We start from the raw sequence: 26,553 nt of genomic DNA, 5'->3' as shown, positions 1-26,553 counted from the left end.
CAAGGAGTTTTCTTCGCCCATGCCCCAAGCGCCCCAGATGGATAACTTCGCTGATGATGCTTCTTCCACAGATGCTGCAAAAACCGACACGGCAAAAACCGACGCCACTCTTAACGCCGCCGTAACCGACACCACCGCCCTGACAACAGCCACAACCCGCTGGCACGCTGAACTCTACGGTGTTGCGCCCGTTTTTCTTGCGCACGCTCCGGCAACGTGGTCAGTGATCGGCGAGCACGTGGACCACGCTGGCGGCGTCGTCGTCATGAGTCTGGCTGGCCAACGCGCCGCAGTGTCGGTCTCTCCCCGCGAGGACCACAAGTTTGTGGTGCATTTCCGGCGGGACTCGCTTGCCGACGCCCGGAGCACCGGTGAACCAGCCAGCGAGGAAGATTCCACCACGGTAGAAGAGATCGCCACGCTGTTTTCCCAGCAACAGCCGGACGTGGACGATTCGGGCAAGCCCACCACCCCGCCACTCCCCCGTGGGGGGTTAGTACACCGCTTGGGCGGCATCGTGTGGATGATGATGCAGCGCCAGCTGCTATCGCGGGATACCAGCGGCATGAATATCACGGTCGTTTCTGCGATCACCCCGAATTCCGGCCTGGGTGAATATGCCGCCATCGATTCTGCTTTAGCCTTAGCTTTGCAATCCGATGCACCGGATGTCGACGAGGCGCCGTTGCGCGCGCGTCTTGCGGAAGTCTGCGCGCAAGCTGGCGAATTATTCTCATCTACGGTGACTCTGCGGGCTCGTTATTCGGCAGCGCTGCGTGGCGCTGGTGCTGGCACCGGTTCCAACGCTGGCTCGAGTGCTGGCTCGAGGTCTGGCTCTGGTGCTGGCGCGCAAGTATCAGTGCTTGATTACGCCGATGGTTCGCTGACCAAGGCCGTGCATCCGGTTGGCCGCGAGCTGGCTGCATTTGCGGTCACGGTGCCACAGGACGTGAGCACTAACGAGGACACCAGCACCGGAGATACAAACGCTGGAAACACCAGCCCCGGAGACGATTCGGAAACCACAGCGGCGACCGGGCAATCCGATGAGATCCGCACCAGGAACCGATTCGTCGATTCCGCCCGCCAGGCTTTCGGTGCACAGTCCTTGCGGCTGCTTCCCGACGCCCCGGCACGCGTGACCCAGTGGTTGTCTGCGGTCCACCAAGTGCACGGCACGGACGGGGTCCCGGAGTTGCATGAATCACGCACCTGGTTGGATTTCCACGCTGCAGAAACTGAACGTGCGCAGCTATTCGCGCATGCGATTCGTTCCCAGCGTGCTCGTGATATTTGGCCACTGTTGCGGGATTCGCAGCAGGCACTGCAGGATGATTACACGCTGGATGCGTCCATGGAGCTGGCACAGTTATGCCAGGTACGCGGTGCGATCGGCGCGCGGGCGGCTGCTGCGGGAACCTCGAAAGCGGTCATCGCCTACGTCGACAAGAAAAAGGCTGAGAACTTTGCGCATGACTTGGTGGCCGACGGGCTCGTCGTCACGCGGCTAATTCCTGGAGATATCGCGCAGCTCGGTTAATGCTGGATCCGTAAGACCCGGTTAGGTGGGTGAATGAGCCAGCCTATAAGCCGGATTCTGTCCCGCACCAGTGCGGTGCGTGGGCGATCATCCATCTGGGCCAGCCATTGCTGGTGGCCTCAAGCAGCTACCTTCGAACTTGGGCGAGCAGCCCTCAAACATTCGAGCAGGCGCGCAGCGTGGCGCGCCGTGATGCCTTGCTCCCGATGGGGTTTACCTAGCCACGCCAGTCACCTGACATGCTGGTGCGCTCTTACCGCACCCTTTCACCCTCACCGCCGGGCACGCCGCGACGAATCGCGATATACCCGGTGGCGGTCTACTTTCTGTTGCACTTGCCCGCAGGTTGCCCTGGGTTGCTGTTAGCAACCACCGTGCTCTGTGGAGTCCGGACTTTCCTCGACTTTCACTTGCGCCCAACAGCTGTCGGCGCAGTTTGTCAGCCGCGATCGCCCGGCCGGCTCATTCACTCGCTCCATCTTCGTCGATAGCCGCGCACCTGTGCAAATGTGCTGGAACACTCTGCAAGGCGCTTAGTCGTAACGGATGACTTTTCGTCCATCGATGCTACCGTCGTGCAGCTGTTTGAACACGTCGTTGACATCGTGAATGCTGCATTCGGTGACATCTGGTTTCACCTTGCCGCGCGCATAAAAATCAATGGCCTCGGCCAGGTCTTGACGCGTGCCGACGAGCGAGCCACGAATTGTCAGCCCCTTCAGCACGATGTCGAAGATGGACGCCGGGAATTCCCCTGATGGCAGGCCATTGAACACAATGGTTCCGCCGCGTTTAGCCATCTCGATGGCTTGCCCGAAAGCATCCGGGTGCACCGCAGTCACCAGCACTCCGTGGCTGCCACCGTCAGTAAAGTCCTGCACCGCCTGTACCGGGTCAACTTCGCTGGCGTTCACGGTAAATTCTGCGCCGTGGCGCTTGGCCAGCTCCAGTTTGGAATCGGAAATATCAACGGCGATAACCCGCATGCCCATCGCGTCGGCGTATTGCACCGCCAGGTGTCCCAGGCCGCCGATACCGGAGATGACGACGTATTGACCGGGCTTAGTCTCGGTCATTTTCAGACCTTTGTATACGGTCACGCCTGCACATAGGATCGGTGCGACTTCTACCGGGTCGCTGCCTTCCGGGATGCGTGCGCAGTAGCGTGTGTCAACGAGCATATATTCGCCGAAGCTTCCGTCGACGGTATAGCCGCCGTACTCTGCTTTCACGCAGCGGGTCTCCCAGCCAGTTAAGCATGATTCGCATTCGCCGCACGTCGACCAGAGCCAGGCGTTGCCGACAAGGTCGCCTTCTTTCACGAACTGTTCACCCGGCCCAAGCTTGACGACGCGCCCTACTCCCTCGTGTCCGGGGATAAACGGTGGTTCTGGTTTTACGGGCCAGTCACCTTCTGCAGCGTGCAGGTCGGTGTGACAAATCCCGGATGCCTCGAGTTTCACGAGTGCTTGGTGCTCGCCGGGTTCTGGGAGTTTTTCTGCACGTACGGTGACGTTGGGGCCGAATTCTTCCACGACTGCTGCCGTGAATTCCTTCGGCGGTTGTGTGGACTGTGCGGTTCTGGTTGGTGTAGTCATTGCTTCTCCTCCTCTGGTTGGTGAGCTCAAGCAATGAGCTCTGGTTAATGAGCAAGCTGTTGAATTTCAGTATAGAAACAAAATAATAAAATGTGAAGCAAATCACTTATTGGGTATTGTTTTCATTTCGCTGCGCACCTGTCCTGCCATCAAGAGTGGCTGTACCTAACGCCCTCGGCGGCTTATAAGGCTCACCAACGAGGGGTTAGTACAAGCCGAACACGGTGCACACGGTGGAGGCAGTAAGCGAAAGAAAGGCAGCGGCAAAAACTGTAGCCGCTGCTTATCGAGTTCCCGGCACTAGCTGCGTAAAAACTAAGCTTGCATCACCGTCAGCGCAGGTGCGCGGTTTCGTTCACGCTGAGCACCGCGGATGCCACCGGCGAGTTCTCGTCATAAAACTTGACGACGCCAATGCTGGCGAGATCCAAAAACAGGTGACTAAACGTCGCTGGCCCAGCGTTCAACGCTTGGCGGGTCAACGATTTAATCGGATTAACGTGACTGACCACCGCAATCGTTTTACCAGGGTGCTTGGCCACGAGTTGTTTCCGGAATTCCCGTACGCGGCGGTGCACCTGTGCGAGTGATTCCCCCGCTGGCGGTGCTAGCGACGCATCCGTAATCCAGGCATCGTGCAGCTCGGCATCGTCATCCTGGGCCTGCTGGAAGGTCAGCCCTTCCCAGTCGCCAAAATCCGCCTCGATCAACGCGTCGTGCGTTTCTACCTGGGCACCGGTTTTCTCCGCGATCTTTTTCGCCGTCACCTGACAGCGCTGCAGTGGCGAGGAGACCACCAGGTCAATCTCACCGCGTTCGGCCACGGCGGCAGCCGAAGCCTCTGCTTGTTGCATGCCGGTCTCGGTCAGCTCAATATCGCTGTGCCCGCAGTACCGGTGCTCAGCGGAGTAGACCGTTTGCCCGTGCCGCACCAGAATCAACGTGGTCGGCTGGCAGGTCGCGCCCGTCCACGAGGCATGCGAGCCGGTGCTATTTTTCGCAGCGCCAGCATCCGCGCCGGCGGCAGTATCAACAGCGTCAGAATCATCGCCAGTATCATCGCCGCGGTCCACCACACCCGGCGCGTGGCCGGCGGCAGCAGCGTCCATAGCCTCATTCGACAGTGCATCGGCTACTTTGTTGTCGTTTCGCCGCACCCAGCTCAGGTTCACCCTTCCGAGCTGCTGCATGAGCTTCTGCGCCTGCACACCCAGCTGTTTCATGTCTGGGTGTTTGATCTTCCAGCGGCCGTTCATCTGCTCGACGACCAGCCGGGAGTCCATATAAAAGTCGACGTCATCCGCGCCCAGCTCGACTGCAGCTTCCAGCCCGCGCAACAGCCCGTGGTATTCGGCGACGTTGTTGCTGGCTTTCTTGCCGACGACATAGACAATCTCTCGCAGCACCGTCTCACCATCGGCGGCGTAGACGACGGTGCCAGAACCTGCGATTCCGGGATTTCCGCGCGAGCCGCCATCGGCGTAAATGATCAGCTTCATGGCACTACGCTCCTTAGTCTGCCTGGCCACGTACCAGGTAGGTGCCGCAATCTGGGCATTCTGGCATAACTTCAGGTTTCGCGCCGCGTACCGCGGACTGGTCCGCCGGTGGCAGCTGGATATAGCACCCACCGCACCCACGTCCGGTAAACCGAGCCACGCCGACGCCGTTTTCGCCGCGGACGTCGTCGTAGGCAGCCAAGGCCTCCGGTGCTTGTTCTTGCAGTTCCGCGCGCAGTTTAGTGATGTTTTCGACCGGGTCCGGTTCCTCAGTCTTTACTGCATCCGCAGCGTCTGCGGCGCGCTCGGCTGCTTCCAGCTCGCTTTTTGCCTGATCCACTTTCGCAGCGTGCACGTCGCGGTTTTGCCGCAGCGCGTGGATCTCGTTGTGGGCTTCTTGCAGCTCACTCATCAAATCCGCAATGCGTGATTTCGTGGTGTATTTATCGTGTTCTAAGTCTTTCCGGATTTCCGGGTCTTGCTCAGTGGCGAGCTGCTTTTTGTTATCAATATTGCGCCGCTTCAGCTTGCGTTCGTCTTGTTGGATGCGCAGAATTTCGGCTTCCATATCATCCACTGCCATCTGTGCTGCCGCGGCTGCATCACGGGCACGTTTCAGCGTGGCTGCTGCTTTGTCGGCCTCGGCGCGTTCTGGCGTCGATGCTTTGTTCGCAGCACCAGAACCGGCACCGGCCCCAGTAGCAGCGCCACCCCCAGCAGCGCTGCCTGCACCAGAGTTGCCTGCGCTAGCCTGTGCGCGTTCTAAGTTGGCGAGTTCCAGCAATCGTTGTTGTTGTTTCGGAGCTAGCTTCATCATCGTCTATCCACCTTTGCTTGTCGTTTTTCGCCCTCATACTGTAACCGCGCTCGCGGCTGCATAATCCCGTTCGCTTTTCCAGCCTTACGGCCTCCGGCCGAGCGTTCTAGTCGCCCTTTATGCTCCGTGCGCAGACTCCGCAGACACCGTCCACGGATCGGTACGCACAGTAATCACGGTGGTCTCCACTCCGGTTTCCCGGCGCACGATTTCTTCTACCTGCTCCGTCCACGGGAATTCGGAAGCCCAGTGTGCGGTATCAATAATTGCCATATCGCTAACGCGCAGGTGTTCATCAACGGGGTGGTGGCGCAAATCTGAGGTCACAAACACATCCGCGCCCAATTTCGCAGCCACGTCGATAAACCCATCGCCTGCGCCCGAGGCCACAGCCACCGTCTGTACTTGCTTGTCCGGATCTCCGGCCGCGCGCACACCCCAGGATGTGACAGGCAAACCATCCGCGACTTGCTGAGTAAACTCCCGCAAGCTCATCGGCTCCAGCAGCTGCCCAATCCTGCCCAGCCCGTAGGCGGTATCCAGCGGGGTGGCGTCGGCAAGCTCGGTGATGTCGAAGGCCGGTTCCTCATACGGGTGGTGGGTATACAAGGCGTCGAGAAGCGCCTGCTTATCACCCGGCTTGGCGACGAACTGTATGCGCAGCTCATCATCGCGGTAGGTCTGGCCTACCTCCCCGTCGGTCGGGTCCGCGCCCGGTTCTGGTTTGAACTGCCCAGTGCCGGAGATCTCAAAGACGCACTCGGAATAATTCCCGATCCGCCCCGCACCCGCGGCAAATAGGGCCTGTTTCAGCTTGTCGACGTGTTCTGCGGGCACGTGCACACCCCACAGGTGGCGGCCAGGCCCCGGCTTCGGCGCGAGCGGACGCCCGGGGGTAATGCCAACGAGCTCCGCCAGTTTGTCGTTAACGCCGGGACGCGCGGAATCCGCATTGGTGTGCGCGGCAAACAGTGCGATACCGGATTCGATCAGGGAATGTAGGATCCGCCCTTTCGGGGTATCCGCGGCCACGCTGTCCACCCCGCGTAGCAGCAACGGGTGGTGCACGATCAGCATGTCGACGCCGGCTGCCACTGCTGCCTCTGCCACCTCGTCGGTGCAGTCCAGAGCAAAAGCCACCTGGCGCACCGGGGCTTCGCGCCGCCCACAAATGAGCCCAACACTATCCCAGCTTTCCGCCAGGTGCGGCGGGTAAGCGCGGTCCATGACCTGGCAAATCTCACCCACGGTGGTCTCAGTGCTCATGTGCTGCTCCTTTATATCCGTCATATGCTCACACAATTATGGCACGCAGCGTGCACATCAGGCGATAAAATAGGACACCATGGCTGACACGAAAAATCACAACGGCACAAATCACAACGGCCCCAAAACCTATTCCATCAATTTCGTCTGCACCGGAAATATTTGCCGCTCACCGATGGCGGAAGTCATGGCCCGTCAGGCCATCAAAGATGCAGGTCTTGCCACCCAGGTGGATATCGCCTCCTGCGGGATTGATGGCTGGCATGTCGGCGAGGGCGCTGATGAACGCACCGTGGCAGAGCTGCGCGAGATTGGTTTGGACGGCAGCGATCATGTCGCACAACAGTTCGGCCCACCGGCTGGCGACACGGATTTGTTCATCGCGATGGACACCGGGCACCGCTCCACGCTCATTGCTCGCGGCGTCGACGAGAATCGCGTAGCCCTAATGCGTAGTTTCGACCCGGAGGCAGAAGATGAGCCCTCGGTCGCCGACCCGTATTACGGCGGTGTCGATGGCTTTACCCGCGTGCGCAAAGAAATCGAAGCCAGCCTGCCGGGACTGATTGAGCACATCCAGAGTCAGCTGGACTAACACGCGCGCCGGTCTATCGTGGGCGGTCTATCATGGGCGTTGTGAATGCCCGATCCCAGCAGCAAGAACAGTCTAAACAGCCTGAACGGACTGAACGAACTGAACAGCCGCTTCAGCCACAGCAGCCGCAACAGCCGCGCAATAGCGCCACCAGCACGCAAACGTCGTGGTGGAAGGTTTTTGCCAAGCCCAGCTGGATCATCCTGGCACTGTCACTCATCGCCTTTTCCATCCTGGCCTTCACGGTGCTCGCGCCGTGGCAGCTGAACAAGGATGACGAGATCGTCGACCGCAACGAGCGCATCCAGCAGGCCTATGAGCAGGATCCGGTACCGTTTGCCGAGCTTGTCGACGACTCCGGCGATATCACCATCGACGAGGAGTGGCACCGGGTCACCCTAACCGGCAGGTACTTGCCAGAGCACGAGATGTTGCTGCGTTTGCGTCCGCTGGAAGGCTCACAAGTGTATCAATCATTGGTGCCGTTTCAGCTGGATTCCGGCCAGACGGTGCTGGTTAATCGTGGCTTTGCGGTGGCTAACCGCGACGGTTCCGTCCCAGAGATCACCCCGCCAGCTGGCGAGCACATCACTACCGAGGCCATGCTGCGCTTCGGCGAGGCTCCACACGAGGCCCCGCCGATCGAGGACGCTGGTTATACCCAGGTCCGCTCGGTGAGCCCGGAACAGGTAGAAGAGTTAACGGGCTTGGAGCTTGCCGACGCCATCGTGAACGTGACCGCGGCGGATCAGCCAGAAGCACTGGAACCAATTCCGGTGCCGAAGCTGGATCGTGGTTCGCACTTGTCGTATGGCTTTCAGTGGATCGCCTTCGGCATCATGGCCCCGGCTGGTTTGGGTTATTTCATTTATGCCGAGCTGCGGGAGCGGCGCCGCGAGCGCGAGGAACGCGAAGCTGAAAACCAGGACGGCCAGGCAGCTGCCGAAGAGCCTGCCACACCAGTGACTGCCCAGGAATCGGTGGTGGAACCTGCGGTTTCTCCATCGCAGGATTCCGCACAGCCAACCGCGGCCACGCGTTCGCGTGGTTTGCGGGATCGCTATGGCGGGGATAACTCGGATCAGCTCGCGAAGTTCCGCGGCCGACGGCGTCGTTAAGCACAGCGTCGTTACACACGGCACCGTTAAGCACGGCGTCGGCAAGCGCCCAATGACCGCCGTTTCTAAAACAGAATCGCAAAATTACTATCACTTAACCGAAAACGCCCAAAAATTAGCCTCTGAGCTGTGCAGTCCGCTAATTCCGGTGCTAGCGTTCTACAGGTGAGTACTAGTTGGAAGGTCTTTCGCGAGGACTTAGCCCGGTTATGGCAAACCCGAAAAGTCTGGGTGATCCTGATTGGGCTGATGATCACCCCAGCTTTATATTCGTGGATTAATATTGCCGCTTTTTGGGATCCGTATGAAAATACCGAGAACATCAAAGTCGCCGTCGTCAATGAGGACGAAGGCGCTTCTTCTACTATCACCGGCGATCTCGACGTCGGTGCACAGCTAGTCAGTCAGCTAAAGGAAAATGACCAGTTGGGCTGGCAATTCCTGGACCGAGGCGCAGCCAATCACGCGGTGCATTCGGGCGAGGTTTTCGCCTCGATCACGGTGCCGAAGACTTTCTCGCAAGATTTCGTCAGCTTATTTGAGGGCACCTATTCCAAACCCACGCTGGAATACGCGGTCAACGAAAAACTCAATGCCATCGCGCCGAAGATCACGGATCAGGGCGCTTCCACCATCGATTCGCAGATCAGCTCGTCGTTTAATGAGCAGGTAGCACAGTCCGTGGCCACGGAGCTGCGCGATTCTGGGCACGATCTGGATTTCCGCATCGGTGATACCGCCAATCGTGCCTCGGATACTTTCACCCGCACCGCCGATACCATCGCTGATACCCGCCAAGACCTCGGCCGTGTGCAAGCAAACCTGGACAACGCCCGCCCTGCGATCGCCCAGGCCCGCGAAGCATTGGTGAGCGTCGAGCGCACCATCGACGACGCCCAGACGGCCCTGGGCCAAGTGCAATCAATCACCGATGAGGTCCAGCGCCAGCTGACCAGTTTCGCCGACGAAGCCACCGCCGCATATGTGCAAGGCACCACCACGCTTGCCGACGGCGCTGCTTCCGCACATGCCACTGTCAATTCCGTATCGGGACAGCTGACAGGCGCGCTCAACCGCGTTGGGGCGGCCACCGATGGTGCCCAGGGCATTCTCGACCAGGCAGATGGCGCGATCAACCGGCTGGGTGATGTTACTGATCTGCCTGCTTTGCCACCACACATCGCCAACCAGATCCAGCAGACCGTGGATGATCTGCACGGTCGAAATGCGAGCAACCGCGCCGTACTCGGTGAACTCACTGCTTTACAAGACAGCGCGCAAGACACCCTCAACTCATTAGATAACACTGCCGCAGCCCTAGACAACGCCACCACCGCGGCGCGGGATGATTCCGCGGGTTTGCGCACGTCCATCAACAACACCATCCCGCAGATTAATTCCGCGATCTCCCAAGTTGCAGCTACCGCCGCTAACCTTTCGGCCACCCTGGGCGCGCAGAAAACCTTGCTTAGCGAAACCGACGGCCTGCTCGACGGCGTCAACGTGCAGTTAGAGCGCGCGCAAGAAGTCATCGGCAGTTTCGGTGGCGACTTGGACGGCATCGAAAACGGTCTGCGCACCGCCCGCACGGACATTCTCACGTTGGCGAGCCTGGCCCAGGACAACCCTGCACTGCAATCCGTCAATGCGTTGAATGCGGACGATATCTCGTCGTTCCTCGCCTCACCAGCAGAGATGGAATCGCACGCCGTATTCCCGGTCTCGCACTACGGTTCCGGCATGTCGTCGTTGTTTATCAACCTGACGCTGTGGATCGGCGCGTTCATGTTGATGATCATCTTCCGCACCGAAGTCGATCCGCGTGGTCGCGAGCACCTGACCGTCGGCAAGGCTTATCAGGCGCGCTACATGCTCATGGGTGTCTTTGGCATCATGCAGGCGCTGATCGTCTCAATCGGTAACTTGGTCATGGGCGTCGAGCACGTCTCGAAAATTGGTTATGTTCTCACCGCCGTGATTCTAAGCCTGTGCTATCTGGCAATCATTTATGGTTTGGTCTCAGCCTTTGGTCACATTGGCCGCATCATCGCCGTGGTCTACGCCTTCGTGCAGATCCCAGGCGCATCCGGCCTCTACCCCATCGAGATGACGCCAGATTTCTTCCGCGCAGTGTCACCGTTTTTGCCGTTTACCTACGGCATCGGTGCCATGCGCGAGACCGTCGGTGGTTTCTACGGCAATCACTATTGGGTCAATATGATCGTGATCATCGGCATGGCCGCCGTCGCATTTGTCGCCGGTATGTTGGCGCGCCGGGGCCTGTCGCACGTGAATATTCTGGTCAACGACCAACTGAACAAAGGCGGGTTGGTCATCAACGAAAAGGTGCACTTCACCGGCAGCCAATACCGAATCACCGACGTGATTTCTGCGCTGCGGGACCGCGAAGGTTACCAACAAAACCTCGATTCCAAGTGGCGGTCGAACCCGCGCAATTACACGCAGTGGATGAGTATCACCATCGGCATCGGTGTGTTGTTGGTGCTGATCCTGGGAATCATCTCGCGGTTTAACCCTGAGGAAAAAGCAATTTTCTTTGGTTTGGCCTGCCTGGTCGTGCTGGTTTCGGTGGGCATTATCAGCGCGTTGGAATACGTGAAGCAATCCGTCGCCCGCGATCACAGCCTGACGGATCTCAGCGACGATGAGCTGAGAGAACAACTGGCCAAGCAAGGTGAGAAGTCATGAACAATATCCTGACCATCCTCCGCGATGACTTGCGTGCAATCCGCGGCAACGTCATGACCGGCGTGATTGTATTCGGCCTGGTAATCATCCCGCTGCTGTTCACCGGTTTCAACATTCTGGCCAGCTGGGACCCTTTCAGCAACACCGACCGGCTGAAAATCGCCGTGGCCAGCAAAGACGAAGGCCACGAGTCGGATCTGGCATCGCTGCGGCTCAATCTTGGCGACGAAGTTCTCTCCCAGCTTTCCCGGAACGAGCAGGTTGACTGGGTGATCACGAATTCCGACGACGCGCTGGAAGGCACCAAATCCGGTGAATACTATGCCGGAATCGTGCTGCCGGAAAACTTCAGCCAAGAACTGTTGACCTTCTATATCGAAGGTACCGAACCGGCCAAGTTGGATTTGTACACCAACGAGAAGAAAAACGCCTTGTCGACGACGATCACCGAACGCAGTGCCAGCGGTGTGATCGAGCGTATCGACGAGTCGTTTACCCGCGTGGTCACCACCGTCGGCTTGGGTGTAGTGGAATCCCTGGATAACTATCTTGAGGAGGGCGATACCCAGGCGGCGCTGGATAATGTTGCCAACCGGATTGATAGCGTCGGCACGCGCTTATCGGCGTCTGCCGGTACGGTGCGCAGCCTGGCGAACTTGGTGGATTCCACGATTCCGCTGGCACGCTCTGCGGATAATATTCTCAACGCTGCGGGTAACCAGACCTCCGGTGCTGCTGGCGGCAGTAACGCCTCTGCCCCTATCGACTCGTTGTCTGCCACGTTAAATGATTCCAGCAGTGCCCTGGAGAATTCTCTGGGAGCCACCGTCCAGGCGTATTCGGCGTTGTCGGATCAGTTCGACGAGCTGTTGAACAATGCTCAGGCGGCTACCGCGCAAACCGCACAAACCTACCGCACCGCCGCCGAACGCGTCGCCCAGCAAACTGCCGCTTTCCAGGGAGTGCGCGATGCTATGGAACAGCAGGTAGGCAACCTGGATCTGCCGGGTCCGGTTGCCGCCGGGTACCAGCAGGTGCGCGCGCAATTGGATGGTGCGATTGCCCAGTCGAATGCGTTGCATGATTCCTTGACGACGACCGCCGACCGCATTGAATCGGGCACCGGCAACGCCGCGCAATCGCGGCAAGAAACACAGTCGGCGATTGCTGCTGCACGCCAGGCCGTCGAAAATGCGCGTACTGCTTATCAACAGAATCTGCAGCCGCAGTTGACTGCGTTGCGCGGCAGCATCAACACCGTCGCTGCTGATATTGCTGCGGTGCGCGCAGAGATTGGCGATGTGCGTGACACGCTGTCTGCTACGTCTGGTGCAGATGGTTCCGCGCTGGTGCGCGCCCGCGATGGTGCGGACCGGTTGGCCGATACCTTGTACAACCAGGCGCAGCGTTTTGCGGAATTGCAGCGCAAGGTTGACGACGTCCGTGATGGTGGCGATTTGAGCCAGTTGGCGGACATTATCGGCTCTGATCCGGAGCTGCTGGCCTCGCGGATTTCCGCTCCCGTCGACGTCGAACGCACACCAGTCTTCGAGGTCGCCGCTTTCGGTGTGGGCATGACGCCGTTTTATCTAGCGCTAGCTCTGTGGGTCGGTGCGCTACTGACCTGTGTGTTAATGCGCAGCAACGCCGAGGACAAGTACTTGCGGGAAGACGGCGAGTTTAGCCGTAACCAGGTCTACCTGGGACGCTTTGCGACGTTCGGGCTGATCGGCATCGCGCAGGCCACCTTCGCGGTGGGTGGTCTGATCTTGTTCGTGCAGATTCAGCCGAAGCATCCGTTGCTCCTCTGGCTGGCAGCCTCGGTGGCTTCCCTGGTGTTCATGCTGATTGTGCATGCACTCGTGATCGCGTTCGATAGCGCCGGTAAGGCTTTAGCGGTGTTGTTGTTGATCGTGCAGGTTTCTGGTTCCGGTGGCGCTTATCCATTGACGCTGTTGCCCGGCTGGTTCCAGTCAATAAGCCCGTGGCTGCCTGCCACGTATGCGATTGATGCTTTCCGCAGCGCCATCGCGGGTGTCTATGAGGGCGATATTTACCGCGATCTGTTGCTGCTGTTGCTCTTCGCCATCCCCGCGTTGGTGCTGGGCTTGTGGCTGCGTCGCGCGATGGATAGCTATCACCAGCGGCTGCAGAAGGGCATCCGGGAAACCCGCGTCATGCAATAGCGCTAGTGTTAGTAGGAGGACGCCGACGCCCGCGGTCGGCTGTAGCTGCGTGTCGAATTTTGTCGCGTGCTGGAACTAGTACGCGGGCGCAGGTGGTCGGCTGACTTTGCTCGCCGACACTGCTATTACTGGGTGCTATGAGTGGTGATTGGCGTGAGTAAAAATTCCCCGGACAATATCCTGCTCTATTTGCCGGAAAAGCAGGAGCAGCACATCCGCGAGATCTTCGCTGGTTTGGCTGACCGTGGCTTTCCGGTGCAAAACCAGCGCCCGCATATCACGGTGACGTTTTCCGCGGCGATGGATCCCAGCGTCGTCGAGTTGGCTGCCGAGTTATTGCCCGCGGTGATCCCGGCGCAGTTTCGCCGGGTGGGCAACGTCATCTTCGGTACTAAGAGCAAACAGACCGTGGCGTGGTTGTTGCAGACCACCCGGGAATTAGAAATTGCCGCCAGCACAATCAGCGCAGCCAACCCGGATGGCCACGGCCCGTTGTGGACTCCTCACCTGACCATGGGTTTGCGCCTGCCCCGCAAAGACATTCCCGGTTATTTGCAGGCCATGGATGAGCTGACCTCATCGCATTTCAAAGAACTCACTGCAGTGGAAGCCGCGTATTGGCGCCCGAGGACGCAAGAAAAACGTCTACTCGCGGGTGGCTAGCATTATTTTCCAGCTAGCCACCCGGCGACAGAATTCACATACTGGCCATAGAGTTGGAGCACACGCGGAATCGACTCCGCAATTATGTCTAGATCAACTTCGACGTATTGGTGCGTAATAATGTTGCGCAACGCTGCACTCTTAGAGAAGTCTTGCTCGAGTTCTTTAGGCAAGATTCCAGCGCGGATTAGCGTTTCAAAACCGCGCCGACTATTTGAATCCACGATATCCAAAGTCGTCGTAGCAATATGCTGGTTAATGTCGGTAGAAAGGTCAATTATTTGCTGGATCATGAAGAACACTGCATACATTTCCGACAAATTAGCGCGCAAATGGTCTGCTTCAACGTGCTGATATTTTTCTAATTCGCCCAGCAGACGTCGAAGTGATTCGAGCCGTTTTTGCACAGTGCCGTACTGAAATTCTTTCGGTGTCATGAAGCTAAGCTCCGCAGTGCGTATTCACGCCGATAAGCAGTATTGATATATTCCCGAGCTGCCATCATTTGCAGATTGCCGTACTTAGAATTAGACGGATCCACCAGTAATTCACATTTCTGCAGGGCTTCATAACGAGCAACATCATCAGCCAAATCCAAATTCATAAAGTCCATGGTGTCCCCAGCATCGACCCCGTATCGGACATAAAACGCCGTGGCTACGTCGAGAAGATTCGGCCTGTCTTCTTTGGGGCGAGAAAAATCAACTGAATAAGCAAGATCCACATCCCCCGCACTGTGAGCATCAGTACGTGCACTTCCGAATAAAACCAGCAAGTCAATACCCAGTTCTAAGCAGAACGATTCCAGCGAGCCATCTTTGACTTCGCTGCGCAACCTGGCAACGATTTCTGTGGGGGTACTCATAGTGCAACTCTAGCAAGCAACGTCTCTGGTTTTTGCGGCACAGTCTTCGTGATAAAAAACATACGCCAATCACACGCTACTGCTTATATGATGGGGATCATAAGGTTTCGGAATTTATAGTACATCATCCGTCGCTATTCGTCCGATTTGCAGCCTGGCCAGGCGACCGCCGCAGGCTGCGTATACACGCGCCCTGATCTGAGGAGGCACCATGAAAGCAGCACGTTTCTACGACCGCAAAGATATCCGCATCGAAGATATCGAGCCACAAGAATTGCAGCCCGGAACGGCACGCGTCGATGTCGCCTGGTGTGGAATTTGTGGCACTGATTTGCACGAATACCTCGACGGGCCGATCTTTTGCCCTTCACACGGCAACCCACACCCCATCAGCGGCGAAGAACCACCAGTGACGATGGGCCACGAATTCTGTGGCGTGATCTCCGAAGTAGCCGATGATATCGATGACCTGGCCGTGGGCGATCACGTCGTTGTCGAGCCCTACATCATCAGTGAAGACGTCAATACCGGCCCAGAGTCCAAGACTTACCACCTGTCGGAAAACATGAACTTCATTGGCTTGGGCGGCCGCGGCGGCGGGCTAGCGGAAAATGTCGTCGTCAAGCGTCGGTGGATCCACAAGATCAGCGATAAGGTTTCCCTCGATCACGCCGCGCTCATTGAACCGCTGACCGTGGGTTACCACGCCGTGGAGCGCGCCGGTGTTGGTGAGGATTCCGCGGGTCAGGTCGCACTGATCGGTGGCGCGGGCCCGATTGGTTTGCTCACCGCGGCTGTGCTGAAGGCTTTTGGCGTGACCGTCGTCGTCTCTGAGCTGTCCAAAGCCCGTCGCGAAAAGGCCCTGGAGACCGGCGTTGCTGATCATGCGCTGAACCCTGAGGAAGTCGACGTCGTCAAGAAAGTACACGAGCTGACCGACGGTGTTGGTGCCGATGTGGCTTTCGAATGCACCTCGGTTCCTGCGGTGATGACCACGCTGATGGATGCACTGCGGCCGCGCGGTGTGCTGCAGATCGTTTCGATTTGGGGCAAACCTGCTGAGGTCGATTTGAACAAGATCGTGCTGAAGGAACTGGATGTGCGCGGCACCATCGGTTACGTAAACAATCACCCGCAGGCGATCAAGCTGGTCGAAGATGGACGCGTTGATTTGACTCCGTTCGTCACCGCGCGCATCGGTTTGGATGAGCTTATCGACGAAGGCTTCGACACGCTGATCCACCGGAATGAAACCGCCGTGAAGATTTTGGTTTCGCCATCGGGCAAGGGGCTGGATAAATAGCACTTTCTGATTGAGTCTCTCCCTCCCCCGGTCTTCTCTGAGCTATGCTTTATTGTGAGCTACAGCTTGTGAGAATACTCGGGGGATTTTTATGGATACGGCAGATATAGTTCTGCAAGCAGCACAGCTAGTTGTTGCATTAGCAGGCCTTATAGGGCTAGTTGTCACCATTCAACAGCGAACGAACAGCGATAATCGTTCGGAATGGTGGAAGCGCTACACCTGGTCAATCGAAAATATCGCTAATGACAATGAACGAGTTCGTAGCGCCGCCTGGCAGAATACGAAAGCCTTATACCAAAGCTCACTCATTACGAAAACCGAAAAAGCACTAATTGCTGGTCTTGCCTTAGAAACATTGACCGACGATAATCGAGAGCAAGACGATACAGGAGGTAGCGATGCCCCAAGAAACCAATCCTCGAGTACGCCAAACGATTGCTGAAGTCGCAGTAGAAGGCACGAAGTTCACCGGCGAAATTCTTCCTCGCTATGTTTATGAACTCGCCGGTGCGCCGGTGCCTCCAGAAGCTACCGATGAACTCCAGCGGGGCACAAGCACTCCAGCCGACACCAGCATTGGTACAAAGCTTAAACATTGGTGGCGCCGAAACTGGAACACCCACCTCATCTTCGACGACTAACTTATTTCACCACTACTTCCCCGCCCGCGTCGATGCTTACCTGTGCATTCCAGGCGCGGGCTAGATTAATTCGCTGCCAGTCCCCTTTGGCTGGGTCGCGATCATCCAGTGGGTAGCCGGACGGCAAGGCGGTGTGGCGCAGTACTTCAGCACGCTGCTCGTAGCTGAGCTCTGGGAAGCGGGTTTCCAGTAACGCTGGTGCCGCTGTGGGGACGTTCACCGGTTCATCGGTCGCGAAAATTGGTGTGAAGCCGTAGGTCATGCGTCGTGTGTAATCGGCTTCTGCTTGCTGGTCGCTGAGCGCATGCGAGTCTTCGGCAATCATCTCGGCAAAAGGTTTGCCCGCACGCCATTCCATCTCTGCGACGATCTCCTCACGCGCCTGCAGCAGCGCATCACGCATTTTTGGATCATTCCACCGATCCGCCGCAGCTGCCTGCCCGGTCATGCGGCCGCCGATGACGTCCAGTGGGAAGTGCACGCCCATCACCAGTCGCGATTCGCCAGCCTCAGAACCGCGAGCCAGCAATTGCGTACCCACCTCCGGCAGCATCATGGCCAGCAGCGTGGTAATCCACGTCGCCTGGTTAGTGTGCCCGGACGGGAAGGATTTGCTAGAGCCGTCGTAGAGGGCACGTTCCGGTGACTCATGGCGCTGAATGCGCTCCGGGGCTTGCACGAATGGGCGATCGTTATTGAACAGCAGCTTTTCCGCGCGACCCCAGCTAGCGATTCCACCGGCGCGAGCAGCATAGCCGTTGCCCAGTAGAAACTCGGTCTTCGGCAGCCGCTTTTCCTGTAACGCAGCCAGAAAATGCCGGCCGAATTCGTCGCCAAGAGCCTCAGCTGCGGTAAAAAGCACGCCGTCTTTATCTGCCAGGGCATCGCGAATGGCCTTGTCGACGCGCTGTTGGTGCGCATTATTGTTGTACTCGGCGACGATGTTCAGGTTTTTCTGCATCACCTCCGGGTGGTTACTGCGCAGGTCTTTAAACTCCCGCACCACCTCGTAATAGATGCCGTACTGGTAAGAAGACACATCGGAGACGTAACCGGTGAGGTAGCTGACATCGAAAGGCTGCGGCACCGGGGCGCCCGCGTGATGTTGTGGACTCGCTCCGATCGAGCTCAGCGGGCTGTGTTCTGGCCCCGCACCGTGCTCGCTGGAGAGTTTCGGGGCAGGCAATTGTAGCTGTGGAATCTCAAATGGGAGTGCCAGGTGCGTGGTGTTTTGTGTCTCGCTTGCCTGGGGGCTCATTTCTGCTGCCGCGGCCGGTGAGCCGGAGGCGTCCGACGCCACAAAATTAGGAACTGCCACGAGGCTTCCTGTAACAATGGCGACGGCTAGCGGAGCGGGGACACGGCCCCTGTGCGCAACAAACGATTTCACGAGACTTTGCCTAATCATTCAAAGTGGAGATCAGGTATCATTCACCAAAATGAATTTAAGCTGCAGAAAAATACCGTGAGTGGGATAGCCGCAAGTGATCTTCGCTCTCACAAGCAACTGCGACAACCTCGAGATCAGGGTCATCATTCACGGCGTCCAATTCAAGGCGCTTCATTGTTGCTTCTGACAGCGAATCATATTCGAGGATATCTAGCTTCCCGGAACGCCGATGATACTGAATAAGATATGATGCCATAACGATTGCCCTTCCGTATCAGTCTCGATGTCGCTGTTGCCGAAGCTCGGCCCGGATACAGGAAAGCTTATCATCGATCTGATCCCGAAGCTTTCGGGCCACATCATAACGCTTAGACAACTCCTTGTCTGTAAGGAGTTCATACTCAGCTATAACCTGTGACGTTTCAAAAAGCTGCCCCACAATATCCTTCGCATCCAGAGGCAAACTTGCCCCTTCATGGAGATAGCGAATTTCTCTTCCGAAAATATCAGCAGCTTCTTCATAGTAGTTTGCCCATTTAGATTGCCAAGCCGTCCGGATCTGCATCTCGCTTCTACCAGCATTACCTCGGATATGGAGGTGAATAGCGCGATATCCCGAGTGGGGTTCATCCCGACAATCCCTGATATCTACACGCTTCGCACCCCTCTTTTCGAATCCGCGCTTAAAAACTTCTGCAACTTCTGTTTGCTCAGTCAGCGACAGATCGCAATCAAACCTAATGCCAGCTACATCTTGAATGTTCATTAACGGCGTGGTCTGCAACCTTTGCAGTTTTTCAAGCAAGGTGTCTTTAGTCTTTACTCGTGCGGATAATAAGTACGAACCCGAGTCTGGGGTCACGGCATCACCTGCAGGACTGATGTTCATCATGAATCCAGACGTAATTTGCTCTGTAATCGAGAGTAATTCTTCGACATACACTGCATTAAACGCGATGTATTCATTAATCACTTTGACTTCAAAGTCTTGACCATCACGCCAAAGACTTCCGTGTTTATTTACTCGGCTTTTAGAAAACGGCGGATTCTCGCCCAGAAAATTCGCGCTTTTTCGGCTTGAATTCATCCCACCCCTACAGAGACGTAATTAGTCAAAATATTGAGCATCTTGCGATAGCTGAATTCTAACAACTGTGAATATTATTCACTTACAAAACATACTGATTGCTAGTACTAAGATAACGGTATGCGGAAAATAACCATCCTTGCTGCAGCAAGCTTGCTGGGTATTGCGGGTACCAGCGGTGTTCTTGCTGCGGGAACAGCCGCCGCGTTGACGAATGGCACGCCCGTCTCCCCTGAGGACGATACCGCTGCCGGAGTAGTGCAGGTAGCTAGTTGTACTGGCACCGTGGTTGCCCCTCACTGGGTGCTGACCGCTCAGCATTGCGTCGAGGTGCCCAATTTGCAGCGGTCGATCTATGTTGGCACCACCCGAGAGCAGCAACATCGGGAAGAAAATAAGTTCACCTCGGATTATGCAGTGTGGGCACCGCACGGCGATGTGGCGCTGGCCCATGTCACCGATGCGCTGCCGCAGCGTCTGGTCCGCGAGGTTCGCCGCACACCTGTGAGCTTTGGCGAACAAGGACGCGTGTACGGCTGGGGTGCTGGCACCGGCGAGACGCTGCAGTATTCCCGCGCTGCGGTTGGCAAAACCACTTCTGGAGTTCGGCCGCAAGGCAACGAGCATGATGCATTCGTCGTGCAGTATTTGGACGAGGCCAGGGCCGGGCGTGGCGATTCTGGTGGGCCGCTTTTTATCGACGATGAGGTTGCCGGGGTGACCTCGTTTAAAGCTCCTCAAGGTGGTGGGCGCTACTCGCTGTTTGCTTCGCTGCATGGGCTGGGTGATTGGATTGCGCAGACCACCGCTACCCCAACGCAGCCGAGCACTGGCGACGCTCCAGCTGAGAATGCCCCGCACCACAATGGCCCCGTCGCCAAGCCCGAGAACCCGAATTCCAAGAATCTACAGCCCCAGAATCCACGGTCCGAGAATTCGCAGCCCAAGCAACCACGCGGACCGCAAGCCACGCCAGGCCGTAGCGGAGCTGGTGGCGGTGGCTCCAGCCTGGGTCTGTCGTCTTCTTAGCAAGTCTGCATCCACGGTTCCCTAGGCAATCTTTGAGCAAATCCCTGTTTAACGCCCCTGCCCCTTCGGCGCCGCAGAAACCTGCCGGATGGTGATGTTGATCCGGCCTTGTTCCAGCCCGCAGCCGTCGGGAAGCGTGGCATCGTTCACGCGCACTACCCCGTGATAAGCAAAACGCTTCGGCCCGCCGAAAACCACCAGGTCGCCGGAGCACAGCGTCACATCGTCCCAGGGCTGGGTTCGCGATTCGGTATGCCCCATGCAGAACAACGCTTCGTCGCCAATGGAGAGCGAAATGACCGGCGCCCGGGATTCCTCAAATTCGTCGACGTGCATGCCCATCCCGGAGCCCGGCGGATAGTAGTTGACCAGCACCATCTCTGGCACGAAGGTCCCTACCCACGGGGCTAATTCTTCGGCAACCCCCGCTGCCGCGCGCAACGCTACCGGCGCCAACGCCACCAGGCTTTCTGGCACTGGCGGAACGGTGGTGCCAGCAATCTTGTCGACGTACCGGTAACTCGGATAGTGCCAGTACCTGCCTAAATGCAGCTGGTACACGCTCATTTGCCCGCCGGATTTTAACGTCGGGCGCAGCATCGCCATCGGAGTATCTGCGTACGTGCGGGCGATCTCACGGACCTCGTGCACTAGCTTTGCTTGCTTGTCGACGCCCAACCACCCCGGCAGGTGCGCCACGCCCGGCGCGATGCGCTCACTCGGGCGCGGTAGAGAATCAAAGAGCATGCTCTCACCGTATCGGCTGCTGTGGGCTGTGTCGACGGGCGCCACCCGACAGCGGGCAGCAACCGCGCGAGTCGACACGTGCTCGCCCGGGGGTGGGCAGCAACTGCTCAGCGGGCGGCTCCCCAGCGACGAGTGCATCCCCGTCTATAGGCGAATCCCGATTCCTTTTAGCATCTCAGTGACGCTGTGCTTCAGTTGTGCAAAGCCTGGATCGTTATTCAGCAAATGAATAATTCCACCAAATACTGCCGCGATTACGCCGAGTCCGGTGATGACCCGCAAAATTTTGGCAAGCGCGGTATCCGGCTGCTCTGTTGCTGGTTGGTCATCGACAACGATGATGGTTGTGACCTCGTCCGCCGAGCCGTCTGGGTAGGTCGCCACAATAGTGGCGGTTTGTATTCCCGGACGGGAGGTATCGAGCGGTGTTTTCCAAGCATAGGTGGTGCCTGCCGGCAATTGCGCAGTATTTGTCAGGGCATCTTCTGCCTGGACGGCTGCATCAGGTGCAACTGTGACTGAGGTGTGTGGTGCGGGCGAATATTCTTCCGCCATGGTCTTTCCAGGTTTCGCGTCTGGGGTTGCGGAATCCTGATTATCCCCATGATCGCTGCCTACTGGCGCATCAGCGACCGGGATTTTGGCAGTCAGCTTGATCGGTGCGGGTGCTTTATCCGCATCCAGGCTAGCGCCCGTGGTGTACCACCATGCCCGGGTGTCCGGGGAAAGATAATCGATGAATTCTTTCGGCCACGAGTTGGGATATTGCTTCTCTTCTCCCTGATAGGCGCGTCCATAGAATTCTGGTGTTGCTTCGAAGGCGATTTCTCCACCGACAATATCTATTGTCGAAGAGCTAAACGTGGCGACGGTGACGCGCTTGTAGCCCTCGCTCTTTTTATCTTCGTAGACTGACCAAGCAACGTCCATGGTCAAGGCACCGGAGCCGTCTGCATTGACCTGTAATTCGGGATTACCCATCGTCGTAATTACATGCGGGGCGAGCGTGGGATAATGCTTGATTCGGAAACCGTTGCCAAAAGACACGTGCATTTGTTTAGTGGTTTTATCGAACCATCCTTGGGCGCGAGTGAAGCTTGGCAGATAGTTATCCACTGTCACTGCTTCGCCTAAGGCTTCTACTGACCACGCCTTCAGGTATTCGTTGATTCCCCAGCGCAAATTCGCCTCTTTTACGTCGACGGCGCTAGCCGGTTTGTGGACTGCTGCATCCTGGGGTTGTTCCGGGCCGTTCCAGCCTGTGCTGTCGGCGTCGACTGGTGGTTTCTGGTTCTCGTCGGCGGGCTGCAAGGGGGTAATCGCCGGTGTTGGCCCGGTTCGGTGCAGCTGGCTTACTCGGGAACGTTCTTTATAGGGGTGTGAAACGTAGGCGACATCGCCCGTGGAGTTTCCGGTAACGACAGCAAGATTGGCTTCGCCTGTACCGTAGCCGCTCGTGACGCCCAGCTCAGTAAAATCGATCTTTTCGGCAACAGTCCAGGTTTCTGGGCTCACGACTGACACACGGTTGTCGTCAGCTGCTGCCGCATAAATTTCGTGTGTGCGCGGGTTAACGTGTAGCGAGTTAACCTTGGTTCCGACCTCGATCGGCGTGCCGAGGAATTTGCCGGTCGCTGCATCGAGTGTGAGTATCTTGCTTTCTGTGAACTCGTCTTGCAAAGTTGGCTTGACGACGATGTACAGGTGCCCGAGTTCTGCGTCATAAGCTAGCTCGTATGGGCGCCCGCCTACTGCAACCCCCTGAAAACTGGTTTCCGCGACGGGAATAGCCAGGTCTTGTACCCATTGTTTGGCTGCGGTGTTGTACCCAGTGATGACGTTTTCGCGGCCTGCGCTGATCCACAGCATCTTGCGGGTTGCATCATAGACTAGGCCATTAATCGACGGGTATTTTTCCGTGCTAACGGGGATCGGCGCGCTCACGGTTGCGTTCGTGGGATCTACATGAACCAGGGATTTCGAATCGTAGATGTAGATTGCACCGGTATCTGTGTCTTCCGCCATACCCTTCGGGAACTTCGGGGTCCCAGAAATCTGGCGTACCACGGTTCCGTCATCTGCATTAAAGACGGTGAGTTTTCCCTCGCGTTGGTGTAGAGCGTAGATATATTTTCCGTCGTTGCTCAGGGAGATCTGTACTAGCGCTTCTTTGCTTGGAGCCCAGTACACGGTCTCAGATGGTTTCTGAGTTTCCAAGTCGAACCACGTTATTCCGCTGGGGCTCTCCCCTAACTTGTCGACGGCTACCCAGCCGCGGCCACGTTTTTCGTCGATGAGGATGTCTCTGGTGACTTCCCCGGCAGCAAACGTCGCAGTGACTTGATGGTTTTTGCTTTGTTGCTCTTTTTGCGGCGTTGACGCGGTTTCACTGTGTGGCACTTCACCGCGTGGTACTTCGCCGGGCGCTTTTTCACTATCCTGTGTTGTGCCACGTGCTACTTCTTGCGTCGCAGGTTGGGCAAAAGCTGGTTGTACAACGCTAAGGTGTATGCCGGCAACAGACATGCTTATTGTGGCCGCAATCCATATTTTGCGGAGGTTATGAGATTTTTACACCAGATTAGCTTACCCTAAACAAACATTGTCCAACAAGCGCTACGCGCTTCGGTTTACACGTGCTCACCCCGGGGGTGGGCAGCAACTGCTCAGCAGGCGGCTCCCCGGCGACGAGCGTGCCCCCCCGATATGTTTACGCAATCGACATTAGACATGTTTAATGTCGATTTTTCGCCTGAAAATCGACATTACTTTTAATCGAATAATCCAATCAATCGTCTGATCAGCGCAAATACTCACACGCTGCCGAGACCAACGCCCTGGTTCCGATTTCTAGAGTCGGTTGCAGAACCGGCGCGAATTTCGGGCTGTGGTTCGGGATGCTCACTCCTTCCGGCGCGCCGCCTAGTAGCCAGAAGCAATAAGGTGCGCCGAAGGCGTCGGCAAGCACGGAGAAATCTTCCGAGGCCGTCAGTGGTTCGATGCGGTGCACGTTCTTCTCGCCCAGGTCACGTCCGAAGCTTGCGGTTAACCGGCTGGCCACCACGTCGTCGTTGTCTGTGACCGGGAAGGACTCGTAATAGCGGAACTCCGGCTCCCGCGGCGCGCCGGCAGCTGCGGCTTCCCCGCGAGTGATCCGCTCGATCGCCGCGAGGATCCGTGCGCGCACTGCTTCGTCGTAGGCGCGCACGTTCAGCTTCAGCCGCGCGGTTTCCGGGATGACGTTCGGGCGCGTGCCGGCCTCCACGACACCGACGGTGACCACCCCGAATTCGTGTGGGCTTAGCTCACGCGCGACGATCGTCTGCAGCCGCTGCACCACGTTGGCGGCCAGCACAATCGGGTCGACGCCCAGGTGTGGCATTGAACCGTGCGAGCCGCGCCCGTGCAGCGTGATGTCCACGTTCACCGCCGTCGACATGAACGGCCCTGGCACCACGCCCACGTGCCCGGCTGGCACTGGGCCACAGAAAACGTGCTGGCCCAGCACCACATCTGGCTTGTCGACGCGTTCCACTAGCCCGTCGGCAACCATCGACTTCGAGCCCTCGCCAGTTTCTTCGCCCGGCTGAAACAGCAGTTGCAACCGGCCGGACCACTGCTCACGGTGGCGCATCATCAACGCCCCCATCGCCAGCAACGATGCCACGTGGCAATCGTGCCCGCAGGCGTGCATAACGGAAACGGTTTTGCCTTCTGGGTTCACCGCCGTCGCCGTCGAAGCATAGTCCAGCCCAGTTTCTTCTCGCACCGGCAGCGCATCAAAATCCGCGCGCAACATGACCGTCGCCCCGGGCCCATTATCCAGCGTGCCGACGAGCCCGCCACCGATCTCGTCGACGCGATACCCCAGCGCCTCCAGCTCACGAGCGATCACGCCGCGCGTGCGTACCTCCTGCATGCTCAGCTCGGGGTTGCGGTGCAGGTCCAGGTAAATCTCGGTTTGCCACTGCTCCACCGAGGCGTAGTCGCCCATGATCGTAGCAACCGCGCTACCAGCATCCATGAACTTTGCTCCTTCCAGCTTCAGCTATCCAGTCCTTTTTACAAGCCAGTCGCAACGGCCCGCCACGACAGTCCCGCTACAACAGCAGATTCGCAATCGCGGCGGAGCCCACGAAGGTGCCGGTGAACACCAGCAGTGCGATCACGGCAATCTGCACGCCGGATTTTTTAAAGATCGAGACTTCCGTGCGCGAGATCGCCAACCCGGAATACGTTAACGCCGGGGTGAGCAGAGCCAGCATATTCAGCTGATCCGTCGCGGCAATGAATGCTTCCGACCATGGCAAAAACGGCAGCGCTGCCAGGATCGCCACCACGGAAATCCACGCCACGTTGGGCACGCCGATGCGCACGTACTTCGTAATCAGTAGCCCGCCAATGCAGCAGGCGTAGAGGATCACCATGCCCGGTGCGGCAGCCAGCGGGTTTACCCCGGAATTTACCCAGTTAACGACCAGCGCCAGCACGCAAACCCACACCAGCGCAGCCAGCACTGTGCGGATCGGCAGCTCGATATCGCCTTCTTGGCCGGATTCCCATTCTTCGTCGGTGTATGCGCTGAAGTTGCTTGCCGACACCTTCTGCCGTCGTACTTTCGCCAGCACCGTAAACAGGCGTTCTGCTAGCGGTAGCGCGATGAACGCGGAGACGAACAATCCGGTGCCGTAGGTAAGCAGGTTGCTGGTGGCCGCGAATGCGCTGATCTCGTTGGCGGCATCCGGCACGGTTTCTGCCAAGGCCGTGGAGCACGCGCCCATCATGCTGCCGGAGCCCACGCCACAGGCCATCGCCAACGAGCGAATATCGAATACTTCCCATGAGGCAAATAGCCCGGCCACTAGCGAGAAGTACACACCACCGAAGACGGTGCCCATGACGTAGACGCCCATCACGCCGATGCCTTCGGAGGATTTCAGCCCGTATCTATCCGCAACCAGCGCGATATTTGGCTCTCGTGCGATGGAGTGCGTCGCACCGATGGTTTCGCGCCCCATGTTGAACAGCAGCACGGCCACGGGCATGGCGATCAGCAGTGTGGCAACGTTGCCGAGTTCTTGCAGGATCAACGCGGGCCCGGCTGCGATGATGTCGCCGATTTGCGGGCCAATGCCGATGGCGAATTTCGCCATGAACGGCATCATGCAGATGAGAATCCACCGCGGCGCAATACCTGCGCCCTGCTTGCCGACGACATTCCCCAGACCAGAAACAATATTCGGGTTGAACAACAGCGAGAAGAAAAATGCGTACAGCAGCGGCAACAGAACTACCGTGCCGATGCCGATGTCGATCTGGATGATGCCGATGACCTCTGCCAGGCATGCGAGCACCAACACGACCAGGTGCAGGCGCCAATGCATCAGGCGTGCGATAGTTTCAGCCATAGAAGGAATTTAACTAGATGAACGACACCGCACAAAATGCTGTATTCACGCTGTGGAGTGGCAGCATTAACTGCAAACAAAGGTAAGTG

Annotated in this window: 23 protein-coding genes and 1 other RNA gene; 10 read left to right on the top strand and 14 right to left on the bottom strand. The window is 57.7% G+C overall.

Annotated features, from left to right (window positions below):
• The first annotated feature begins 19 nt into the window (after positions 1–19).
• Entirely contained in the window at positions 20–1,540 is a 1,521-nt protein-coding gene (locus tag B142_RS0104990; protein WP_236658173.1) for a galactokinase family protein, read from the top strand.
• Between the two features lie 30 nt (positions 1,541–1,570).
• Here B142_RS0104990 and rnpB read toward each other — a convergent pair.
• From rnpB to B142_RS0104970, 5 genes are all read right to left on the bottom strand, one after another.
• Positions 1,571–2,005, bottom strand: an RNA gene (gene rnpB, locus B142_RS12895) — RNase P RNA component class A.
• A gap of 68 nt (positions 2,006–2,073) precedes the next feature.
• A complete protein-coding gene (adhP, locus tag B142_RS0104985; protein WP_018120447.1) occupies positions 2,074–3,138 on the bottom strand; it encodes an alcohol dehydrogenase AdhP in 1,065 nt (354 codons plus the stop codon).
• Between the two features lie 332 nt (positions 3,139–3,470).
• Complete coding sequence (locus B142_RS0104980; RefSeq protein ID WP_018120446.1) at positions 3,471–4,637, bottom strand: bifunctional RNase H/acid phosphatase; 1,167 nt, start codon at positions 4,635–4,637, stop codon at positions 3,471–3,473.
• 13 nt (positions 4,638–4,650) lie between these two features.
• On the bottom strand, positions 4,651–5,451 hold the full coding sequence (locus B142_RS0104975) for a zinc ribbon domain-containing protein (RefSeq protein WP_026167854.1): 801 nt from the start codon (positions 5,449–5,451) through the stop codon (positions 4,651–4,653).
• Between the two features lie 120 nt (positions 5,452–5,571).
• The gene (locus B142_RS0104970) at positions 5,572–6,720 is read right to left on the bottom strand and encodes a Nif3-like dinuclear metal center hexameric protein (RefSeq protein WP_018120444.1); all 1,149 of its coding nucleotides are present in this window, start codon (positions 6,718–6,720) and stop codon (positions 5,572–5,574) included.
• 79 nt (positions 6,721–6,799) lie between these two features.
• Here B142_RS0104970 and B142_RS0104965 point away from each other — a divergent pair, with 79 nt between their 5' ends.
• From B142_RS0104965 to B142_RS0104945, 5 genes are all read left to right on the top strand, one after another.
• Positions 6,800–7,315, top strand: coding sequence for a low molecular weight protein-tyrosine-phosphatase (locus tag B142_RS0104965; protein ID WP_018120443.1), 516 nt, complete (start codon positions 6,800–6,802; stop codon positions 7,313–7,315).
• A gap of 41 nt (positions 7,316–7,356) precedes the next feature.
• Positions 7,357–8,433, top strand: coding sequence for an SURF1 family cytochrome oxidase biogenesis protein (locus B142_RS0104960; RefSeq protein ID WP_236588455.1), 1,077 nt, complete (start codon positions 7,357–7,359; stop codon positions 8,431–8,433).
• A gap of 165 nt (positions 8,434–8,598) precedes the next feature.
• Positions 8,599–11,142, top strand: coding sequence for a YhgE/Pip domain-containing protein (locus B142_RS0104955; protein WP_026167851.1), 2,544 nt, complete (start codon positions 8,599–8,601; stop codon positions 11,140–11,142).
• Positions 11,139–13,328 carry a YhgE/Pip domain-containing protein gene (locus tag B142_RS0104950; protein ID WP_018120440.1) on the top strand — a complete coding sequence of 730 codons (2,190 nt, stop codon included), beginning with the start codon at positions 11,139–11,141 and terminating at the stop codon, positions 13,326–13,328. Before B142_RS0104955 ends, B142_RS0104950 begins: the two co-directional genes overlap by 4 nt.
• Before the next feature lie 153 nt (positions 13,329–13,481).
• Positions 13,482–13,991 carry a 2'-5' RNA ligase family protein gene (locus B142_RS0104945; RefSeq protein WP_026167850.1) on the top strand — a complete coding sequence of 170 codons (510 nt, stop codon included), beginning with the start codon at positions 13,482–13,484 and terminating at the stop codon, positions 13,989–13,991.
• Between the two features lie 2 nt (positions 13,992–13,993).
• Here the strand turns inward: B142_RS0104945 and hepT are convergent, their stop codons facing one another.
• The gene (gene hepT / locus B142_RS0104940) at positions 13,994–14,428 is read right to left on the bottom strand and encodes a type VII toxin-antitoxin system HepT family RNase toxin (protein ID WP_018120438.1); all 435 of its coding nucleotides are present in this window, start codon (positions 14,426–14,428) and stop codon (positions 13,994–13,996) included.
• A complete protein-coding gene (locus B142_RS0104935; protein ID WP_018120437.1) occupies positions 14,425–14,856 on the bottom strand; it encodes a nucleotidyltransferase domain-containing protein in 432 nt (143 codons plus the stop codon). Before B142_RS0104935 ends, hepT begins: the two co-directional genes overlap by 4 nt.
• A 211-nt stretch (positions 14,857–15,067) precedes the next feature.
• Between B142_RS0104935 and B142_RS0104930 the strand changes: the two genes are divergently transcribed.
• The 3 genes from B142_RS0104930 to B142_RS0104925 all read left to right on the top strand — a co-directional run bounded on the left by B142_RS0104930 (position 15,068) and on the right by B142_RS0104925 (position 16,803).
• The gene (locus B142_RS0104930; RefSeq protein WP_018120436.1) at positions 15,068–16,159 is read left to right on the top strand and encodes a 2,3-butanediol dehydrogenase; all 1,092 of its coding nucleotides are present in this window, start codon (positions 15,068–15,070) and stop codon (positions 16,157–16,159) included.
• Positions 16,160–16,250: 91 nt separating this feature from the next.
• Positions 16,251–16,604, top strand: coding sequence for a hypothetical protein (locus tag B142_RS13850; protein WP_126843607.1), 354 nt, complete (start codon positions 16,251–16,253; stop codon positions 16,602–16,604).
• Positions 16,561–16,803: a hypothetical protein gene (locus B142_RS0104925; RefSeq protein ID WP_018120435.1), complete on the top strand. Its 243-nt coding sequence runs from the start codon at positions 16,561–16,563 to the stop codon at positions 16,801–16,803. The genes B142_RS13850 and B142_RS0104925 overlap by 44 nt, the downstream gene beginning before the upstream one ends.
• Position 16,804: 1 nt before the next feature.
• Here the strand turns inward: B142_RS0104925 and B142_RS0104920 are convergent, their stop codons facing one another.
• The 3 genes from B142_RS0104920 to B142_RS0104910 all read right to left on the bottom strand — a co-directional run bounded on the left by B142_RS0104920 (position 16,805) and on the right by B142_RS0104910 (position 19,280).
• Positions 16,805–18,121 (bottom strand): acid phosphatase, encoded by a 1,317-nt coding sequence (locus B142_RS0104920; RefSeq protein WP_018120434.1) that lies wholly within the window; start codon positions 18,119–18,121, stop codon positions 16,805–16,807.
• A 127-nt stretch (positions 18,122–18,248) separates the two neighbouring features.
• Positions 18,249–18,449, bottom strand: coding sequence for a hypothetical protein (locus B142_RS0104915; protein ID WP_018120433.1), 201 nt, complete (start codon positions 18,447–18,449; stop codon positions 18,249–18,251).
• 18 nt (positions 18,450–18,467) lie between these two features.
• The gene (locus tag B142_RS0104910) at positions 18,468–19,280 is read right to left on the bottom strand and encodes a GTP pyrophosphokinase (protein ID WP_026167849.1); all 813 of its coding nucleotides are present in this window, start codon (positions 19,278–19,280) and stop codon (positions 18,468–18,470) included.
• A 120-nt stretch (positions 19,281–19,400) separates the two neighbouring features.
• On the opposite strand from B142_RS0104910, the gene B142_RS0104905 reads away from it, so the two are divergent.
• Complete coding sequence (locus B142_RS0104905; RefSeq protein ID WP_018120431.1) at positions 19,401–20,309, top strand: S1 family peptidase; 909 nt, start codon at positions 19,401–19,403, stop codon at positions 20,307–20,309.
• A 48-nt stretch (positions 20,310–20,357) separates the two neighbouring features.
• Here B142_RS0104905 and B142_RS0104900 read toward each other — a convergent pair whose 3' ends face one another.
• The 4 genes from B142_RS0104900 to B142_RS0104885 form a co-directional block, all read right to left on the bottom strand.
• On the bottom strand, positions 20,358–21,056 hold the full coding sequence (locus tag B142_RS0104900) for an alpha-ketoglutarate-dependent dioxygenase AlkB family protein (protein ID WP_018120430.1): 699 nt from the start codon (positions 21,054–21,056) through the stop codon (positions 20,358–20,360).
• 144 nt (positions 21,057–21,200) lie between these two features.
• A complete protein-coding gene (locus B142_RS0104895; RefSeq protein ID WP_018120429.1) occupies positions 21,201–23,582 on the bottom strand; it encodes a Rib/alpha-like domain-containing protein in 2,382 nt (793 codons plus the stop codon).
• 274 nt (positions 23,583–23,856) lie between these two features.
• Positions 23,857–25,080, bottom strand: coding sequence for an amidohydrolase (locus B142_RS0104890; protein ID WP_018120428.1), 1,224 nt, complete (start codon positions 25,078–25,080; stop codon positions 23,857–23,859).
• 76 nt (positions 25,081–25,156) lie between these two features.
• On the bottom strand, positions 25,157–26,464 hold the full coding sequence (locus B142_RS0104885; protein WP_018120427.1) for a DUF3100 domain-containing protein: 1,308 nt from the start codon (positions 26,462–26,464) through the stop codon (positions 25,157–25,159).
• Between the last annotated feature and the right edge of the window lie 89 nt (positions 26,465–26,553).

The organism is Corynebacterium propinquum DSM 44285, from assembly GCF_000375525.1.
GTDB lineage: Bacteria > Actinomycetota > Actinomycetes > Mycobacteriales > Mycobacteriaceae > Corynebacterium > Corynebacterium propinquum.
Note: the sequence above shows the minus strand (reverse complement) of the source record. Positions and strands in the feature narration are given on the sequence as shown.

What these genes read in the sequence shown, in the direction of transcription:
- adhP (WP_018120447.1), bottom strand. Translation starts at nt 3,138, where the DNA reads ATGACTACACCAACCAGAACCGCACAGTCCACACAACCGCCGAAGGAA.
- B142_RS0104905 (WP_018120431.1), top strand. Translation starts at nt 19,401, where the DNA reads ATGCGGAAAATAACCATCCTTGCTGCAGCAAGCTTGCTGGGTATTGCG.
- B142_RS0104900 (WP_018120430.1), bottom strand. Translation starts at nt 21,056, where the DNA reads ATGCTCTTTGATTCTCTACCGCGCCCGAGTGAGCGCATCGCGCCGGGC.
- B142_RS0104990 (WP_236658173.1), top strand. Translation starts at nt 20, where the DNA reads ATGCCCCAAGCGCCCCAGATGGATAACTTCGCTGATGATGCTTCTTCC.
- B142_RS0104970 (WP_018120444.1), bottom strand. Translation starts at nt 6,720, where the DNA reads ATGAGCACTGAGACCACCGTGGGTGAGATTTGCCAGGTCATGGACCGC.
- B142_RS0104965 (WP_018120443.1), top strand. Translation starts at nt 6,800, where the DNA reads ATGGCTGACACGAAAAATCACAACGGCACAAATCACAACGGCCCCAAA.
- B142_RS0104890 (WP_018120428.1), bottom strand. Translation starts at nt 25,080, where the DNA reads ATGGATGCTGGTAGCGCGGTTGCTACGATCATGGGCGACTACGCCTCG.
- B142_RS0104915 (WP_018120433.1), bottom strand. Translation starts at nt 18,449, where the DNA reads ATGGCATCATATCTTATTCAGTATCATCGGCGTTCCGGGAAGCTAGAT.
- B142_RS0104935 (WP_018120437.1), bottom strand. Translation starts at nt 14,856, where the DNA reads ATGAGTACCCCCACAGAAATCGTTGCCAGGTTGCGCAGCGAAGTCAAA.
- B142_RS0104980 (WP_018120446.1), bottom strand. Translation starts at nt 4,637, where the DNA reads ATGAAGCTGATCATTTACGCCGATGGCGGCTCGCGCGGAAATCCCGGA.
- B142_RS0104910 (WP_026167849.1), bottom strand. Translation starts at nt 19,280, where the DNA reads ATGAATTCAAGCCGAAAAAGCGCGAATTTTCTGGGCGAGAATCCGCCG.
- B142_RS0104950 (WP_018120440.1), top strand. Translation starts at nt 11,139, where the DNA reads ATGAACAATATCCTGACCATCCTCCGCGATGACTTGCGTGCAATCCGC.
- B142_RS0104885 (WP_018120427.1), bottom strand. Translation starts at nt 26,464, where the DNA reads ATGGCTGAAACTATCGCACGCCTGATGCATTGGCGCCTGCACCTGGTC.
- B142_RS13850 (WP_126843607.1), top strand. Translation starts at nt 16,251, where the DNA reads ATGGATACGGCAGATATAGTTCTGCAAGCAGCACAGCTAGTTGTTGCA.
- B142_RS0104925 (WP_018120435.1), top strand. Translation starts at nt 16,561, where the DNA reads ATGCCCCAAGAAACCAATCCTCGAGTACGCCAAACGATTGCTGAAGTC.
- B142_RS0104895 (WP_018120429.1), bottom strand. Translation starts at nt 23,582, where the DNA reads ATGTCTGTTGCCGGCATACACCTTAGCGTTGTACAACCAGCTTTTGCC.
- B142_RS0104975 (WP_026167854.1), bottom strand. Translation starts at nt 5,451, where the DNA reads ATGAAGCTAGCTCCGAAACAACAACAACGATTGCTGGAACTCGCCAAC.
- B142_RS0104930 (WP_018120436.1), top strand. Translation starts at nt 15,068, where the DNA reads ATGAAAGCAGCACGTTTCTACGACCGCAAAGATATCCGCATCGAAGAT.
- hepT (WP_018120438.1), bottom strand. Translation starts at nt 14,428, where the DNA reads ATGACACCGAAAGAATTTCAGTACGGCACTGTGCAAAAACGGCTCGAA.